This is a genomic window from Mucilaginibacter terrae (genome assembly GCF_031951985.1).
GTDB classification, from domain to species: Bacteria; Bacteroidota; Bacteroidia; order Sphingobacteriales; family Sphingobacteriaceae; genus Mucilaginibacter; species Mucilaginibacter terrae_A.
This window is the reverse complement of record NZ_JAVLVU010000001.1, coordinates 2,793,384-2,809,047: the sequence shown is the minus strand read 5'-3', so window position 1 is coordinate 2,809,047 and position 15,664 is coordinate 2,793,384. Positions and strand designations below refer to the sequence as shown.

Annotated in this window: 15 protein-coding genes; 2 read left to right on the top strand and 13 right to left on the bottom strand. The window is 42.0% G+C overall.

What is annotated here, in order from left to right:
• Position 1: 1 nt before the first annotated feature.
• The 4 genes from QE417_RS11850 to QE417_RS11835 all read right to left on the bottom strand — a co-directional run bounded on the left by QE417_RS11850 (position 2) and on the right by QE417_RS11835 (position 4,234).
• Positions 2 to 394 carry a hypothetical protein gene (locus tag QE417_RS11850; RefSeq protein WP_311950175.1) on the bottom strand — a complete coding sequence of 131 codons (393 nt, stop codon included), beginning with the start codon at positions 392 to 394 and terminating at the stop codon, positions 2 to 4.
• Between the two features lie 153 nt (positions 395 to 547).
• On the bottom strand, positions 548 to 1,342 hold the full coding sequence (locus QE417_RS11845; RefSeq protein WP_311950174.1) for a succinate dehydrogenase/fumarate reductase iron-sulfur subunit: 795 nt from the start codon (positions 1,340 to 1,342) through the stop codon (positions 548 to 550).
• 89 nt (positions 1,343 to 1,431) lie between these two features.
• Positions 1,432 to 3,366 carry a fumarate reductase/succinate dehydrogenase flavoprotein subunit gene (locus tag QE417_RS11840; protein WP_311950171.1) on the bottom strand — a complete coding sequence of 645 codons (1,935 nt, stop codon included), beginning with the start codon at positions 3,364 to 3,366 and terminating at the stop codon, positions 1,432 to 1,434.
• Between the two features lie 85 nt (positions 3,367 to 3,451).
• Positions 3,452 to 4,234: a succinate dehydrogenase cytochrome b subunit gene (locus QE417_RS11835; RefSeq protein ID WP_311950169.1), complete on the bottom strand. Its 783-nt coding sequence runs from the start codon at positions 4,232 to 4,234 to the stop codon at positions 3,452 to 3,454.
• A gap of 172 nt (positions 4,235 to 4,406) precedes the next feature.
• Between QE417_RS11835 and QE417_RS11830 the strand changes: the two genes are divergently transcribed.
• Positions 4,407 to 5,480, top strand: coding sequence for a TlpA family protein disulfide reductase (locus tag QE417_RS11830; protein ID WP_311950168.1), 1,074 nt, complete (start codon positions 4,407 to 4,409; stop codon positions 5,478 to 5,480).
• On the opposite strand, the gene pdeM is transcribed toward QE417_RS11830, so the two are convergent.
• The 5 genes from pdeM to QE417_RS11805 all read right to left on the bottom strand — a co-directional run bounded on the left by pdeM (position 5,481) and on the right by QE417_RS11805 (position 10,462).
• Positions 5,481 to 6,134, bottom strand: coding sequence for a ligase-associated DNA damage response endonuclease PdeM (gene pdeM, locus QE417_RS11825; protein WP_311950165.1), 654 nt, complete (start codon positions 6,132 to 6,134; stop codon positions 5,481 to 5,483). It lies immediately after the preceding gene.
• A gap of 188 nt (positions 6,135 to 6,322) precedes the next feature.
• Positions 6,323 to 6,871, bottom strand: coding sequence for a YciE/YciF ferroxidase family protein (locus QE417_RS11820; protein WP_311950163.1), 549 nt, complete (start codon positions 6,869 to 6,871; stop codon positions 6,323 to 6,325).
• Positions 6,872 to 6,958: 87 nt separating this feature from the next.
• Positions 6,959 to 8,665 carry a hypothetical protein gene (locus tag QE417_RS11815; protein ID WP_311950159.1) on the bottom strand — a complete coding sequence of 569 codons (1,707 nt, stop codon included), beginning with the start codon at positions 8,663 to 8,665 and terminating at the stop codon, positions 6,959 to 6,961.
• A gap of 14 nt (positions 8,666 to 8,679) precedes the next feature.
• Positions 8,680 to 9,453 (bottom strand): ABC transporter ATP-binding protein, encoded by a 774-nt coding sequence (locus QE417_RS11810; RefSeq protein WP_311950155.1) that lies wholly within the window; start codon positions 9,451 to 9,453, stop codon positions 8,680 to 8,682.
• A 139-nt stretch (positions 9,454 to 9,592) separates the two neighbouring features.
• The gene (locus QE417_RS11805) at positions 9,593 to 10,462 is read right to left on the bottom strand and encodes a DUF4440 domain-containing protein (protein ID WP_311950154.1); all 870 of its coding nucleotides are present in this window, start codon (positions 10,460 to 10,462) and stop codon (positions 9,593 to 9,595) included.
• A 248-nt stretch (positions 10,463 to 10,710) separates the two neighbouring features.
• On the opposite strand from QE417_RS11805, the gene QE417_RS11800 reads away from it, so the two are divergent.
• A complete protein-coding gene (locus tag QE417_RS11800) occupies positions 10,711 to 11,385 on the top strand; it encodes a hypothetical protein (RefSeq protein WP_311950152.1) in 675 nt (224 codons plus the stop codon).
• Positions 11,386 to 11,389: 4 nt separating this feature from the next.
• On the opposite strand, the gene cysS is transcribed toward QE417_RS11800, so the two are convergent.
• From cysS to QE417_RS11780, 4 genes are all read right to left on the bottom strand, one after another.
• Positions 11,390 to 12,850 (bottom strand): cysteine--tRNA ligase, encoded by a 1,461-nt coding sequence (gene cysS, locus QE417_RS11795; protein ID WP_311950150.1) that lies wholly within the window; start codon positions 12,848 to 12,850, stop codon positions 11,390 to 11,392.
• Positions 12,851 to 12,933: 83 nt separating this feature from the next.
• Complete coding sequence (locus tag QE417_RS11790) at positions 12,934 to 14,055, bottom strand: endonuclease/exonuclease/phosphatase family protein (RefSeq protein WP_311950149.1); 1,122 nt, start codon at positions 14,053 to 14,055, stop codon at positions 12,934 to 12,936.
• The gene (locus QE417_RS11785; RefSeq protein WP_311950147.1) at positions 14,045 to 14,914 is read right to left on the bottom strand and encodes a rhomboid family intramembrane serine protease; all 870 of its coding nucleotides are present in this window, start codon (positions 14,912 to 14,914) and stop codon (positions 14,045 to 14,047) included. The genes QE417_RS11790 and QE417_RS11785 overlap by 11 nt, the downstream gene beginning before the upstream one ends.
• Before the next feature lie 37 nt (positions 14,915 to 14,951).
• Positions 14,952 to 15,656: a rhomboid family intramembrane serine protease gene (locus tag QE417_RS11780; protein WP_311950145.1), complete on the bottom strand. Its 705-nt coding sequence runs from the start codon at positions 15,654 to 15,656 to the stop codon at positions 14,952 to 14,954.
• Positions 15,657 to 15,664: the final 8 nt, after the last annotated feature.

Genomic DNA, 15,664 nt, shown 5'->3' with positions numbered 1-15,664 from the left:
TTCACTTTTCCTTCTCAGTATCGGGCAATGGCTCTCTCAATGCTTTGGACACTGTTCCCTTTGCGTAGCTAACGCGCTTGATCATCATAGTGTACCTTGTATTTTTAACGCCCAATTTTGCTATCGGCATGATATCCAAGTTTTGTACGGAGTGATTGGCAATGGGCATATTGCTGGTGTAAGCCTGGCTTGTTGATAATTGGTTTGCAGTTGTCCAATCAGTATTGAACTTCTCGGTCTGTTTGCTGTTATTTAAAAGAGACGTTATGCTGGTATCAAGCTTAATGGGAATAAGCGGCTCCTGATAGGCTTTAAGTTGTTTCCCTGCATTTTGAGCGTAGGTAATGCCTACGGCGGCAAAGCTTAATAAAACAAATACTAATGCTTTTTTCATGGGATAATGGTGTTTGGGTTAATGCAATTTAATACATCAGGTTTACAAAGCCTAAAATTTTAACTTATTTAACATTTTCATAAGCCTGTAAAGCAAAAAAGCGGCTGTATGAAAAATACAACCGCTTTTGTTTTATCTGACACAGAATCGTGATTAACCGCCGTGGCTAACTTCGCCAATCTCTTCTTCGCGGAATAATTTTGCGCTGAAAAAGTCGAAGTTCATACGGGCTATATTGGTTAATTTAATCTCTTTAGGACACTCAGCCTCGCAAGCACCTGTGTTGGTACAGCTACCAAATCCTTCTTCGTCCATTTGGGCAACCATGCTTTGTACACGGCGGTAACGCTCAGGCTGACCTTGAGGTAATAAGCCTAATTGAGTGATTTTTGCCGAAGTAAATAGCATTGCCGAAGCATTTTTACATGCAGCCACACAAGCACCGCAACCAATACAGGTAGCCGAGTTGAAAGCCTCATCAGCAATTACCTTCGGGATCGGAATTTCGTTGGCATCGGGCACGCCACCGGTATTTACCGATACGTAACCACCAGCCTGTTGTATACGGTCAAAAGCAGAACGGTCAACCGCCAAATCTTTAATTACCGGGAAGGCTGCCGCACGCCATGGCTCAATGGTAACGGTTTCACCATCCTGAAAGCTACGCATGTGCAGCTGGCAGGTAGTAATAGCTTGTTTAGGACCATGCGGACGGCCATTGATATATAATGAACACATACCGCAAATACCTTCGCGACAATCGTGGTCAAAGTTGATCGGGTCTTGTTTCTCATGAATAATGCTTTCGTTTACCACGTCAAGCATCTCCAGAAACGACATATCAGGCGATATGTTCTCCGCCTTATAAGTCTCAAACTTACCATCGGTTTGAGAATTTTTTTGGCGCCAAACTTTCAGCGTCAAATTCATATTTCCGTTTGCACTCATGTTTCTATTCAGATTAGAGTCAAGAATCAAGAGTACAGAGTCAAGAGAAGAAAAGTCTTTATTCCTGATTCTGTAATCTGTACTCTCTCTTATTTATAACTTCTTTGTGTTAACTTAACATTCTCGTATACAAGGTCTTCTTTGTGAAGAACCTCTGGTACGTTATCTCCTTTGTATTCCCAGGCAGCAACGTAGGCAAATTCATCATCATGACGTAAAGCTTCACCTTCTTCAGTTTGCGATTCAACCCTGAAGTGACCACCGCATGATTCGCGACGAGCCAGGGCATCTTCAACCATTAGTGCACCCAGTTCAATAAAGTCGGCCACACGACCGGCACGCTCTAACGACATGTTGACCTCTTCGTTTTCGCCAACTACGATAGCATTTACCCAGAAATCGTCTTTCAAAGCCTGGATCAAACCACGTGCCTTAATTAAACCTTCTTCGCTACGTGCCATACCGCAGTACTCCCACATAATGTGGCCTAACTCGCGGTGATATTCAATTACCGTTTTGTTTCCTTTTAATGATAACAGTTTGGCAATGTTAGCTTCAACATCTTTTTTGGTTTGAGCAAATGCCGGGTGAGCGGTATCAATTGCTTTAGGACCAATAGTAGCCAGGTAGTCGCCCAGGGTGTAAGGGATAACAAAGTAACCATCAGCCAAACCCTGCATCAGCGCCGAAGCACCTAAGCGGTTTGCACCGTGATCAGAGAAGTTAGCCTCGCCTAAGCAATATAAACCAGGTATGTTAGTGCTCAAATTATAATCAACCCATAGGCCACCCATGGTATAATGCACTGCAGGATATATACGCATTGGCTGCTTGTACGGATTCTCATCTGTAATTTGCAGGTACATATCAAACAGGTTACCGTACTTGGCGCGTACCGCGTCTTCGCCTAAACGTTTGATCGCGTCGGCAAAGTCAAGGAATACGGCTAAGCCTGATGAACCTACACCTTTACCTTCGTCGGCCATTTCTTTGGCGTTACGTGAAGCAACGTCGCGAGGTACCAGGTTACCGAATGATGGATATTTACGTTCCAGGAAGTAATCGCGGTCTTCTTCTTTGATCTGGTCTATCTTGATCTCGCCTTTGCGTAAACGCTGAGCAGTTTCGGCAGTTTTAGGAGCCCAAACACGACCGTCGTTACGTAACGATTCAGACATCAGCGTAAGCTTTGACTGGTGATCGCCCGATACCGGGATACAAGTTGGGTGAATTTGAGTATAGCAAGGGTTTGCAAACAAAGCACCACGCTTGTGCGCACGCCAAGCTGCCGTTACGTTAGAACCAATGGCGTTGGTTGACAGGAAGAACACGTTGCTGTAACCACCGGTACACAATAATACGGCGTGGCCCGAATGCGTTTCGATAGCGCCGGTTTTTAAGTTACGGGTAACAATACCTTTGGCTTGTCCGTCGGCAACAACCACGTCCAGCATTTCGGTACGGGTGTACATTTTTACTTTGCCTTCGTGTATCTGGCGGTTAAGGGCCGAGTAAGCGCCTAACAGTAATTGTTGTCCTGTTTGGCCACGGGCGTAAAACGTACGTGATACCTGTGCACCACCAAACGAACGGTTATCTAACAAACCGCCGTACTCGCGCGCAAAAGGAACACCTTGAGCCACACACTGGTCAATAATATTTACCGATACCTCAGCCAAACGGTAAACGTTGGCTTCGCGGGCGCGGTAGTCACCACCTTTAATGGTGTCATAAAACAAACGGTAAACGCTGTCACCATCATTACGATAGTTTTTAGCGGCGTTAATACCACCCTGCGCAGCAATAGAGTGTGCACGGCGTGGGCTATCCTGAAAACAGAAAGCAGTTACGTTGTAACCAAGCTCGGCTAACGATGCCGCTGCCGATGCACCAGCTAAGCCGGTACCTACCACAATAACGTTGTATTTACGCTTGTTGGCAGGGTTAACCAGCTTTAAATTGAATTTATGTTTGCTCCACTTTTCGGCCAATGGGCCTTGTGGAATTTTAGAATCTAAACTCATCGTTCTTATTTTTTAGTGAGTAGTGGGTGGTTGATTTGTGAGTAGTTCAACTACTTAACTCAATCAACTACTTAACCAATCAACTTTACTTTAAACTCTGTAAATAATAAACAATTGGCATGGCGGCAAAACCAAGCGGTATAATTACTGCAAATAGCCATGTGCCTACAAACTGAATGATTGGCAGGTATTTGCGGTGTACCCAACCCAATGTGCGGAAAGCGCTCTGGAAACCATGCAGCAAGTGGAATGATAAGGCACCCATTGCAATTACATAAAGAATTACATACACCGGCATAGCAAAGCTTTGTGCTACTTTGGTGTGAATGTCTTTTACTTTGATAATTTCCACATCTCCATCAAATGTTTGGGCGTGTTCAAAGTCTTCATTTTCTGGTACAAAGTCGCTTTCGGTACGTTCGCCGGTTAATACGTTAGTGCGGTACTCTTTAAAGCCTACGCTGTGGGTGTACTTGTATTTGTACCAAAAATCGCTCATGTGTATTACAATGAACAGGAACAAAATACTACCCAGCAAGCCCATGTTTTTTGACGACCATGAAGCCGGAGCCTTAGGAGTAACTGCATAACCAACAGGGCGCGACCTGCGGTTGTGAATGGTTAATATTAACGCATACAGGGCATGTACAATAATGGTAATATACAGTAACCAGGCAATAACTTCAATAGGCGGAAAATGCGTAAGGAAGTTGGCATACATGTTAAAACTGTAACCGTTATCGTTAACGAAAAGCAGAAGATTGCCACCCAGGTGCACAATCAAGAAAAGACTCAGAAACAAGCCTGTTAAAGCCATAATTAGCTTTTTACCCAGCGTTGAGTTAAAGGTCTGTTTTAGTTCACTCATTATGTCAGAATTTTAATCGAGCAAAAATATTTAATATAACCCAAATCATATCGATTGATTTCAGTTATTGTCAGGATATTGTCTATTTAGAAACATTCTAAAATTTATCTTGCTGTTTTATTATCAAAACATTAAAATCTTATATTAGCCCACATAGCCTATTGCTTAACTAATGAAAAAATATATCTACCTCCTGACAGTTGCAGCGCTGGCCACAAGTTGCACCACCAAATTACCGCGCATTGTATTTACAGGTAAAGCTCAAGGCCTAACCGATGCCGTGTTTATAGTTACTGATGCCGAAGGCAAAAACGTTGTCGGGCAAAACATAACTGATGGTAATATTAAGGTAGATACTGTTTTTGAAGGCCCCGCCGGATATGGCACCTTGGGCATAAATAAAAATGGTGAAAAGAAGAAGGAATTTGAAGTGTACCTTGAGGCTGCTCAATACACCGTAGAGGCCGATGCGGCGCACCTTAGTAGTTATCCTAAAATAACCTCAACATCAGGTATCCAAAACGAACTCACTGCTTACTATTCTATTCAAGAAGAGGTAGAGCGTAAAGCACAGGATAAAGTGGTTGTTTTGGGCCAGGGCCAGGCCGAAATTGCCGATAATAACAATAAGCTGGATGCCTTTAAACAGTTTGTTGCAAAAACGCCCAACAGTTTGGCCGCGCCTCACATCATGATGAATTTGAAGTATGAGCAAAATCTGGAGGCGTATTACGAGTTGTTTCAAAAGTTAAGCCCGGCAGCAAAACAAACAGAAGAAGGTAAGTTTCTGGAGACCAAGTTTTCGGGGATGATGAAACTGCTGCCTGGAAAAGATGCCCCGCTGATAATCGGCACCACCCCTGATGGTAAAAAGTTTGACAAAGCCGCTCTTGATAAAAAAGTTTACATAGTTGATTTTTGGAAAGCCGGTAACCAGGTTAGCCGCTTAAACCACCAGGATATGATTGGTGGAGCAATCAAAAACTTAAACATGGCCAAGGTGGGTATCATTAGTGTATCGTTAGATAACAAGCGCGAGTGGTGGACCAAGGCTATTGAAGGCGATAAAATGAACTGGCCTCAATATTCGGATCTAAAGGGCGACGAATCGGCCAATGCCGTGGCATGGGCTATAACGCGTATACCTACCTATTATATATTAAATGGAAAATGGCAGGTAGTAGCGCGTGACGTAAGTTATAGTAAACTGGAATACACCGTAAACCAATACCTCGAGGGCAAATAATTATACCGGGATAACCTTTTCTTTAAGTACGCCAAATACATGGTCGCCGTTGCGGTGGCGCAGTGCTACCTTGCCTGTAAATTTACCAAAAGAAGGTAGTATGGCCTGCTTGTCACCAAAAGCGAAGCAGGGTAGGGTAACAGCTTGCCCGCCGCGCCCTGAAAGTCTTACGCCGGGATGTATGTGCCCGCAAAAAACGTAATGTTCGTTATCAACCAAACAGGTTTCATCTTGCGGGTGGTGTTGCATCAAAAACGGACCTTCCTGTATCTCATCATGGGTTGATACATCAAGCTCGTGGTAGTGGCGTTCTTTAATAATATCGTGGTTGCCTATAATCAACTGCATTTTAATGTAAAAATGTTCCCGCCTCCAACGGGCAAAGTCGTGCCAATCGGTATTCATTTCGCTGTGAAACAAATCTCCCAAAAACATAATTTTTTCGGGTTTATGCTGATGGATGAGGCGAGTAAGGCAATCCAGATCATCTAAACCAACCTGCCTGGGCACTGCAATACCTGCCTTACGAAAATGTCCGGCTTTGCCCAAATGCACATCGGCCACAATTAAAGCCTTTTGCTGCTGCCAGTAAATAGCCCGCTCAGGTAATAAAAGCAAATCCTGCCCCAATAAATTAAAATTATGCCCTGTCATCTTATGGGGCAAATATAATGATTTTGCTAAGAATGTTAGTGTGGGTTAGGGCTAATCAAAAAAGTAATATACAAAAACGTCGTTGCGAGGTACGAAGCAATCTCTGCGGATGCAATGCGAATATGCATGGTTCAGATATTGCTTCGTACCTCCCAACGACGTAAAGCGTAGTGTGATTATTATAAACCTTATGCTTTCTCAGTTTTAGCGGTAGCATTAATCATGCTCTCTGCTAATTGCGTAAGCATTTCATCAGTTTTTTTCTCTTCAGCCAAGGTTTCTTCCAGCAGTTGTGCGGCATCGCTATAACCTAAAGTATTAGCTAAAGTGCGCAGGGTGCCGTATGAGGCAATTTCGTAATGCTCTGATTTTTGAGCGGCCGAAATAATACCGGCATCACGGGTGATCGAGCCGTCTTCGGTATCCTCAACAATGCTTTCCGATTCTTTAATAAGGCCTTCCATAGCATCACATTTTTTAGCTGATGCTTTCTCGCCTATTATTTCAAAAACCTGGTCTAAACGGGCTACCTGGTTATCGGTTTCTTCTTTGTGGGTTTCTAATGCCGAACGCAGTTCTTCAGAAGTTGCGGCTTTAGCCAGTTTTACCAAGGCTTTCGATAAGTGTTTCTCGGCCCAGTAAATGTCTTTTAGTTCATCAACAAATAATTCTTTTAACGCCGATTCTTCCACATTCTCAGTGGTTGCGGGCTGTTTTTTTGATTTTGTAGTTGCCATAATGTAGATTTCTTTGTGTGTATGAAATCAACATCAGGTGAGTTAAATGGTTTTAATTATTTATTAAAATTTGTGAGTTGTAAATAATTAAAACTCTTCCAACTCAATGCTATCCCAGCTTTGGCGTTTGTAATAGTGCATCATTAAAAAATATAATAATGCTGCCGGTATAATAAGTATGGTTACCGCGGTATCCCAACCCATTTTAACTAACATATAGTGCCCAAAGCCAATTGCACCTATAAATGCCATAATGAGTAAGGATATGATAACCCGCCCACCCGATTGTTTGAGCAGTACCGGCCGGGAAAAAGGAAGGCCTTTCACCATAAATAAGGCCATGAGTATGCCATATATCATTCCTATAATAGTGGCCAGTATGACATCATTGATAACCTTTGGCCCCCAAACCACAATACTAATAATGGATAGTACAGCACAATAAGGCAGATAGTAAAGGGTAATAACAGCCTTATACATACCTGCCAAAATTTTGCCGGGCTTTGTAATAGGCAGTGCATAATAAACCCATGCAGGTTTAAATTTTTCGGAGTAAGATATATGTTGCAATACAGAAGAGAGCACAAACGTGCTCATATATATAAGGCCTATATAACTAAATCCATTCTGTATATCTTCCACACGGCTATCCATGCTGCCCTTGCCGTTGAGCAAAAAGTACACAAAGTATACAGGTACATAGCCAAACGCAGGGTATACCTTTATTTTAAACTCACGTATACGGGCGGCCAGTATCCAGGTAATACGGAAGCCTGCATTTTCTACTGGATTACGGGCCACAAGGTTAGCCAGCTTGTTTACAAAGCCCGAAGTTGATTTCTTTTTAACTGTGCCGGATGCAGCAGGTGCGTTGCTGCTACTGTCAGATGTTGAAACCGCGGCCAACCGCCTGTTGAAACCCGGGGCTAATACCCGCGCTACAAACCATAAACCCACTATTGGTAATGTAATGCCCGCAATAGCCATTAGGCTGGTGAAAATATTTGAACGACCCGGATGAATAAGAACTTCATTAAGTGCAGTTATCCAAACCGGGGGTAGCAGGTAAGCCCACCAATGGCTAAGCAATTGTATTTTAGCCAGAACAGTATCATTTATAAGCCTGGGCAAAATTTGATAAGCAGCAAAAATAGCCACCGAAAAAGCGATTTGAAAGTAGCTGATAATGTCTTTAAACCGCTGAGGAGTAACCGACCGCATAAGCAGCAGGTAAACAATGTTTACAAACAATATGCTTAAAAAAGTAGCCAGTATAAGCTGAAGCACAAATAAAGGCGCAGCAAGCAAACCATCGGTAAAGCCTACGATAATTATACCAGCAAGGCCCTGCAAAAACGCCAGTCTGAAAACGTAAATGCTGATATGCATAATGCGGGCTACGGCCAGTGTACGGTCGTTAATAGGGCGGGGGAGGAGAATGAATTGCTCGCGTACATCAAAAAGTACGTTGGTAAAATCTGTAATGAGCGTGAGCGATATGAGCACCATAAACATACTGAAGTATATGGTTTGGCCTATGAACGGAATATCGAACATGAACAAGAACAAACCGAGGAACAGCCCCATTAATGCCGTGAAAAACGATACTAACCAAGGATTAGTGGTTTTGCCCGGTTCGGCCGATTTGCGTGCCTGCCCAAAGGCATTGTTAGGACGACGATCGTCCATCAGCAGTTTAACGCGCAGTATATGGTGAAGCTGGTAAGTATCAACGCCCGTTTTTTGCAAAAGAGGCATTAACGGGTTTACCATTTTGAGTAAAATTTTATTCATAACAACGCTGCTAATTAATTAAAGGCATTAATAATAGCATCGGTTTCATTATCCGATTCATCGCGGCCGGTAAGCTTGGCAAATACGCGCTCAAGCGTATCGGCGTGGTTTTGCTTGAGGGACTCGAAAGTGCCATCGGCAATAATTTCGCCTTTGTTAATGAGCAAAATGCGGTCTGATACTTTTTCAACCACATCCATTACGTGCGAGCAGTAAAAAATGGTTTTGCCTTCCTGCGATAAGCGCATGATGAGCTCTTTGATCATGATCACCGCATTAGCATCTAAACCTGAAAGTGGTTCATCCAAAATAATGATCTGCGGATTATGAATGATGCCCGATATGAGCAATACCTTTTGACGCATGCCTTTAGAGAAGGTGTCCATGCGGTCGTCTTTGTTGTTACCCAAGCCAAATGCGGTTAAAAGTTTTGCGGCGCGGGTGTGCAGTTGCTCCTCATCCATATCGTATAGCTTGCCAATAAAGTCGAGGTATTCCATAGGGGTGAGCACCTCGTACAGTTCGGCATTTTCGGGCACGTAACCAATCAGTTTTTTAATTTCCTGGGGGTTATGCTGCATGCTGATGCCGTTAACCAATACTTCGCCCGTAAACTCTGATATTAAGCCGGTAAGTATTTTTACGGTGGTTGATTTACCTGCACCATTTGGGCCTATGTAGCCAATTACCTGGCCGGGATAAATATCGAGCGACAGGTTTTTGAGTACCTGTTTGGCGCCATAAAACTTTGAAAGATTTTGTATCTGTATTAATGGAGATTGGCTCATAGCAGCATTATTTTGATGAAATATAATAATGATTTGCCAATTAGAGCCCACCAGGCTGCAAAAGTTACAACTATAAATTACCGTTAATGCAAAAAGCCCGCTTTGGGTAAGCAGGCTTAGTTGTAAAATCAATTAAATATTAGTCATTCTCTATTGCCGAAAAAATTTCGAGCAGTACGTTCCAGCGATGCTTTTCATCTTGCTGCCATATGCGTACGTAGTTGTAGTTGCTCACAATATTGCCCTTTTGTATTCGGGCACGGCCATAGCTATACGCTAAATCATTACTGGTGGCACGGTTGGCATCAGTAGTTTCGGCCGATATGGTAATGGCCTGGTTAGCCAAAAACTGCAAAGTTTTATCAGTACCTACCATAGGGTTAAAGCCGGGGAAATAATAATGCCCCTCGGCCATAAAAAACTCCTTGTAAGCACCAAGGGTTGATATACGTAAGCCTTGGTTAAACTGCCGGTCGTTATCGATAATGATTTTTTTAGGATTAAACGGATCGGTACTTGGCGCAACCTTGGTTGTGGCAGCCGGGTCTTTAATATCAGTTAGTTCAACCTTATCATTTTGCGGATGTTGAATGCCCAAATTGGTAAACAACTTCAGTTTATTAGTAGCCACATCAAGTTTCCAGATTGATACATAATCACCATAGACTTTATCATCGTCGGCCTTGCCGTTTTGGTACACGTATGGCCCCGCGGTAAAACCAAAATCACCATTGGCCGATATACGGGCAAATTTTGGTGTTGATGTTAATGTGCCTGGTTGCTTATCTATTTTACCATAAAATTCGGCTATTTTAACAGCATCGGGTTTAAACACAATGCCTTCAGGATCGGCAACGGTTAAAAAAGCATCTTTGATACCTTTTTTAGAAATAAGTTTATTAAAATCTTCTTCGGCTTTAACAACAGTTTGTACAGTAGCGCTTTGCGCAAAAATGGAGGTAGAAATACCAAATGCAGCTACGGTTAACAGGGCTTTAATAGTTTTCATATTCAGATTGAAGGCAATAGTACAATACTTTTTTTAAAAAGCATTAGCGTTAAATTGCAATAGTTGTTAGTTACATAACTCTGATAGTTTGGAAATAGTATGTAACCCGGTATACACTTTATTTGAGGCTGATAATATTAAAACCTGCTAAAATGTTTTAAAATTCAGAATATTTTGCAAAAAAGGCATTATTGGAAGCTTAAATAGTTATATTGTTTTGCAACTATTAACTACCAAAATCTTATTGTATGAAAAAGACTGTTTTGTATTTAGTGCTTTTTATCTCTTTTTTACTTTCTCAACAAAATGTAAATGCACAGGGTGGCGATTATATAACTGATGGCCATGGTAAACCGTTTCAAAGCTCTAATACCGATGTAGACGGTTCGCCCTTTTTAATTGATAACTGGTTGCCCGGAAAAGTAATAACTGTAAAAGGTAAAGTTTATGATAAAGTAAAACTTAAATACGAACTCAATGGTGATTTTCCCATTTTTATTTACAATAATAATGATGAAGCTTTAAAATTTGCCGAAGATGTAAAATCATTTATACTTTATACTCCCGAAGCTGTACTTTTTACGAGTGGATTTCCTCCTGTTGATAAACAAACTGAAGCTTCGTTTTATAAGGTTTTATCAGATGGAAAGGTAAAACTGCTCAAGCACTTTAGCCGCCATGTAATTATAAACAAAGGTTACTCATCTGTTGATGGTAATAAAGTTTACCGCGACATTAATAACTATTACATTTTTAAAGAGGGTAAAATTCAAAAAGTTGATAACCCCCAAAAAATACTTTACTCAATGGCCGGTACTCATAAAAACAAAATTGATGCCTTTATGAAAGTAAATTCATACAACTGGAAGGAAGATGAAGGCCTGGGTAGGGTATTTGACTTTTATAATACGTTAGGCAACTAACGTATTATAGCTTGGTCCAGGTAGTGCCTTCTTTACTGTCTTTCAATTGAAACCCTATTTGCTGCAGTCCATCGCGTATACGATCTGACGTGGCGTAATCTCGGTTTACTTTGGCTTCGTTACGAAGGTTCACAATAAAGTCAATTACTTTAGGTAATTCATCACTGCCTGATTGTTCGCCTTGTAAGCCTAATATGCCGCTTACAAAAGTGTGCATCAGGGTTTTAAGTAGCTCGAAATTGGCCTCGTCTATCTTCATTTTACCATCATGCACCGAGTTGATAATGCGCGATGCCTCAAACAATTCGGCAATTAATACCGGGCTGTTAAAATCATCGTTTAGAGCCTCGTAGCAACGGGTAAGCAGAGGTTGTATCTCTGCCTCGGTTTCGGCCGATGCTTTTAAGCCATCCAGCAGGGTATAGGCGTTCATCAGGCGTTTAAAGCCCTTTTCTGAAGCCTCCATAGCATCGTTGCTAAAATCGAGCGTGCTGCGGTAGTGTGCCTGTAACATAAAAAAGCGCACCGTCATGGGGCTATAACCTTTATTAAGGATATGGTTATTCCCGCTAAAAAGTTCGTGTGGCAAAAAGCTATTGCCTAATGATTTCGACATTTTTTGCCCGTTAACGGTAAGCATGTTGGTATGCACCCAGTATTTGGCCGGGTTTTTACCATAGCAGGCCATATTTTGGGCAACTTCGTTGGTGTGATGGGTGGGTATTAAATCTAAGCCACCACCGTGTATGTCAAATTGCTCTCCCAGGTATTTATGGCTCATGGCCGAGCACTCCAAATGCCAGCCCGGGAAACCAACGCTCCAGGGTGAAGGCCATTTCATTAAATGCTCTGGTTTGGCTTTTATCCACAGGGCAAAATCAAGCTTGCCGCGTTTTTCGTCCTGCCCGCCTAATGAACGGGTGTTGTTCAGCATATCTTCAAGGTGACGACCGCTTAACACGCCGTAATCTTGTGAGCTGTTGTATTTCTCCACATCAAAATACACGGAGCCATCAACCTCGTAGGCAAAGCCATTTTCGAGGATGATTTTTACCAGTTCAATCTGTTCAATAATATGGCCGGTTGCGGTTGGTTCAATACTTGGCGGCAATACGTTAAACTGGCGCATTACTTCATGAAAACCTGTGCTGTACTTCTGCACAATTTCCATAGGTTCCAGTTTAGATAGCTTGGCCTTTTTAGATATTTTGTCCTCTCCCTCATCGCTGTCTCCTTCCAAATGGCCGGCATCGGTAATATTGCGTACATAGCGTACCTTATAGCCCAAATGGCTGAGGTAACGAAAAATTAGATCGAACGATATATAGGTACGGGCATTGCCCAAATGTGCATCACTGTAAACGGTAGGTCCACAAACATACATGCCCACATAAGGAGCATCAAGCGGAATGAATTCTTCTTTAGTGCGGGTTAACGTATTGTAAACAAATACATTTTGTGTCATGGGCGCAAACTTACAATTTTTAGTTAAGGCTTGTAGTTTTTTGCTGCAATGTATGGCTATGGCAGCGTCAAAATTTATAGAAATTATTTAAGCAGTAAGGTGCTGCAAACGGGATAATGGTCTGATAATTTCTTTTTTATAATATGATAGCTGGCAACGTTAAAACCATTACTCGCCATTATATAATCGATTTGAAAGTTAGGGAAACTGCCATTATAAGTTCGTGCAAAACCCGACCCCTTTTCGCGAAATGTATTTTTTATGCCCTTTGACATTTGCGCTACCGCATATGATGCCGGTGTGTCGTTAAAGTCGCCGGCAATGATGTAGGGGTAGGGGCATTTTGCTGCATGAGCTTTTATTTTAAAAACCTGTTCGCTGCGTTTAATAAAAGCCCGCTTTAACTTGCCGCCAATACGGCGCGACGATTTGATGTCGGGTTTGCCCCGATCCGATACTTTGCTTAAATAATCATAGTCTACCGGGTCAAACCGTATTGATTGTAAATGGACATTGTAATACCGGTAAGTTACGGTGTCTTTTTTTACATCAACATATATGCACTGGTTACTGCTTCCCGTTTCGGTAGATAGTATGATATTGCCTTTGTTGATGATAGGGTGTTTTGAAAAAATGGCCATGCCCATGGCTTCGCTACCGGTATCAAAACTAAATGGCTCAAAATAATATTCGCCCGAGTGCATGATTTTTTTCATGGAATCTTTAAGCGCATATTCTCCGCGTTTGCGCGAGTAAAACTCATCAATACCAATAATGTCAGGACTTTCGGTAGCAATTAATTGCAGCATTTGCTGTTTGGTAGCCGGGTCGTTTTTATCGCCATAAGGCTTAAAATTATGGGCGTTGTAGGTCATAACTCTCACCATGTTTAAGCCCGGAGCAAGGCTGGTAGAGGCAGGTAAACGCAAGCCTAAATTGTTATTTAATATATTCCAGCCTAAAGCAATAGAAAGTATGGGGATAAATATGTATTTGCTTACGCGAAACACCCAGTAAACCAGCATCACAACATTAGCGGCCAATAAGGGAACGTAAGCAAGCCCTAAAAAAGCAATGGGCCAAAATGTGCGAGGATCTGTTACGGGAGCTAAATAGCTTATAAGCAGGGCAAGGCCAAGTAAAACGCTTAGCCAAAGAAAAATTCTGTCGAAAAAATTAAGTCTCTTTTGTTTATTAGCCCTCATTTTTGCTGGCGCGGCTCAGTACGTCTTTTTCGTGTTTGTTCAGGCTTTCATATCCGCTGGCCGATATTTTATCAAGTATACGGTCAATTTCTTCCTGATGTGGTATTAAAGAAGTTTGTTGCTGGTAAGTGGTTTTATTGCTTGATGCTACTTTAACCTTAGGGCGTTGAGTGAAAATTTGATCAACCGAGCGGCTAAGGTCATTCCCGCGGTTGAGTTGTTTAATATAAATAAAGCCCATTAAGGCGCCACCCAGGTGGGCAATCATTCCACCGGGATTGCTTCCGGCTATGCCCAAATAGTCAACCACTACAAAAAACAGGGCCAGCCATTTTAACTTAACTGGGCCAATAAACATCATGTAAATGGTGTAATCGGGCAGTAGGGTGGCGGTGGCAATTACTATAGCGGTTACACTGGCCGATGCGCCAACCACAACAGCGGTAGGCAAGCTGCCCGCAAAAGCCGGGAATACATTATAAAACAGCACAAAAAACAATGCGCCGACTAAGCCGCCCATAACATAAAGGCTTACTATGCGCTTGTTGCCCAAATACTCTTCAAAAATTTGCCCCATCCAGTATAGCCAAAGCATGTTAAACAGGATATGAAAAATTCCATCATGCATAAACATGTAGCTGATGGGGGTCCAAAAGCGGGTAGCCAGTTTGCTGAGTGATGCCGGGAGGGCAAGGTATTCGTTAGCGTAATAGCCCACCATGTCATTCCCCATCATATGCAAAAACACATGAGGTATGTTGATGAGTAAAAATACCAACACGTTAATGCCAATGAGCACGTTTATACGGCTGCCCGATTGGGTTAACTTTACACGAATATCTTGCCAGAGCGAGTTCATACCTAAGAGAAGTTTATACTTACATAACTTACGTTAATCAATAAAAATTGTTTCGGTTTTTATATCCCCACAATTTAATTAAAATGAATCCGAACAATGCACCGCCAATGTGGGCATAATGCGCCACCGAATCGCCGGGTGTTGGCCTCAATCCCTGGTAAATTTCAATTAAAAAATATATAGGAACAAAATACTTAACCTTTACCGGGGTGAGGTATAAATATACTTCTAAATTGGGGTAAAGCAAAAATATGCCCATCATTAAACCAAAAATTGAACCTGATGCACCTAAAATAACGCCTTTGTAAATACCACCCAGCGTATATGCATCTGATATATTAGTTGGCATAAAGTCCTGGCTTATTCTTACCGATCCCGTTATGTTGTATACCTCAATTGCCTGTACACCAATTTGCATGGCTAATGCGCCAATACCGGTTATAAAATAGTAATTGAAGAATCTTTTTGAACCGAAGGTTTGCTCTAACAACGGACCAATGAATAAAAGCCCCAGCATGTTCGAAAAAATATGGAAAATATCGGCATGCATAAATAAATAAGTGATGATTTGCCATGGCCTGAAATATGGCGATCCTGGGTAGTGAGCAGCCAAAATGGCTCTTAAATCGATACCAACGGATGTTAATGCATAAGTTGCAATAAAGAAGATCACATTAAGGATAAGGATATTCTTTACTACCGGGGTTATATTATCAAAAGGGCCTTGCCTATACATGCTCATGCTGTAAA

Excerpts from the sequence above, each read along its gene's own strand:
- QE417_RS11850 (WP_311950175.1), bottom strand. The coding sequence starts at position 394 with ATGAAAAAAGCATTAGTATTTGTTTTATTAAGCTTTGCCGCCGTAGGC.
- QE417_RS11845 (WP_311950174.1), bottom strand. The coding sequence starts at position 1,342 with ATGAGTGCAAACGGAAATATGAATTTGACGCTGAAAGTTTGGCGCCAA.
- QE417_RS11840 (WP_311950171.1), bottom strand. The coding sequence starts at position 3,366 with ATGAGTTTAGATTCTAAAATTCCACAAGGCCCATTGGCCGAAAAGTGG.
- QE417_RS11835 (WP_311950169.1), bottom strand. The coding sequence starts at position 4,234 with ATGAGTGAACTAAAACAGACCTTTAACTCAACGCTGGGTAAAAAGCTA.
- QE417_RS11830 (WP_311950168.1), top strand. The coding sequence starts at position 4,407 with ATGAAAAAATATATCTACCTCCTGACAGTTGCAGCGCTGGCCACAAGT.
- pdeM (WP_311950165.1), bottom strand. The coding sequence starts at position 6,134 with ATGACAGGGCATAATTTTAATTTATTGGGGCAGGATTTGCTTTTATTA.
- QE417_RS11820 (WP_311950163.1), bottom strand. The coding sequence starts at position 6,871 with ATGGCAACTACAAAATCAAAAAAACAGCCCGCAACCACTGAGAATGTG.
- QE417_RS11815 (WP_311950159.1), bottom strand. The coding sequence starts at position 8,665 with ATGAATAAAATTTTACTCAAAATGGTAAACCCGTTAATGCCTCTTTTG.
- QE417_RS11810 (WP_311950155.1), bottom strand. The coding sequence starts at position 9,453 with ATGAGCCAATCTCCATTAATACAGATACAAAATCTTTCAAAGTTTTAT.
- QE417_RS11805 (WP_311950154.1), bottom strand. The coding sequence starts at position 10,462 with ATGAAAACTATTAAAGCCCTGTTAACCGTAGCTGCATTTGGTATTTCT.
- QE417_RS11800 (WP_311950152.1), top strand. The coding sequence starts at position 10,711 with ATGAAAAAGACTGTTTTGTATTTAGTGCTTTTTATCTCTTTTTTACTT.
- cysS (WP_311950150.1), bottom strand. The coding sequence starts at position 12,850 with ATGACACAAAATGTATTTGTTTACAATACGTTAACCCGCACTAAAGAA.
- QE417_RS11790 (WP_311950149.1), bottom strand. The coding sequence starts at position 14,055 with ATGAGGGCTAATAAACAAAAGAGACTTAATTTTTTCGACAGAATTTTT.
- QE417_RS11785 (WP_311950147.1), bottom strand. The coding sequence starts at position 14,914 with ATGAACTCGCTCTGGCAAGATATTCGTGTAAAGTTAACCCAATCGGGC.
- QE417_RS11780 (WP_311950145.1), bottom strand. The coding sequence starts at position 15,656 with ATGAGCATGTATAGGCAAGGCCCTTTTGATAATATAACCCCGGTAGTA.